At 72.9% G+C, this 579-nt stretch carries 1 protein-coding gene; it reads left to right on the forward strand.

Annotation, left to right across the window (positions count from 1 at the left end; genetic code table 11):
• Positions 1–579: DNA polymerase ligase N-terminal domain-containing protein (locus DPV74_RS41785; protein ID WP_276142246.1), on the forward strand; the 579-nt coding region annotated here is incomplete at both ends.

Consider the following 579-nt stretch of genomic DNA (forward strand, 5'->3'; position numbering starts at 1 on the left):
CGCGGACGCGCGGCAGTCGCCGAAGGCGGGAACGTCCGCGCGCACGGCCCGGCCGCTGCGCTTCGTGATCCAGGAGCACCACGCGCGGCGGCTGCACTACGACTTCCGTCTCGAACTCGACGGCACGCTGAAATCGTGGGCCGTGCCGAAAGGGCCGAGCGTCGATCCGGCGGTGAAACGGCTGGCCGTGCATGTCGAGGACCATCCGCTCGAATACGCGTCGTTCGAAGGCGAGATTCCGGCCGGACATTACGGCGCGGGCTCGGTCGTCGTGTGGGACGAAGGAACGTGGACGCCCGACGGCGGCGTCGCGCAGGCACGCGCGGGCTACCGTGCCGGCAAGCTGACGTTCCGGCTCGACGGCGCGAAGCTGCACGGCGGCTGGGCGCTGGTGCGCAGCGGGCGGCAGCAGGGGCGCCAGGAGCAATGGCTGCTGATCAAGGAACGCGACAACGACGCGCGCGATGCGGCGGCGTTCGATGTCGTCGCGCAGCGGCCGGGCAGCGTGCATGACGGGCACACGCAGGCCGCGCGCGGGAAGGGGAACGGGGCCGTGCCGCCCCCTGCGCGTGCCGCGCG

This window comes from Burkholderia sp. HAN2018, assembly GCF_024704855.1.
GTDB classification, from domain to species: Bacteria; Pseudomonadota; Gammaproteobacteria; order Burkholderiales; family Burkholderiaceae; genus Burkholderia; species Burkholderia cepacia.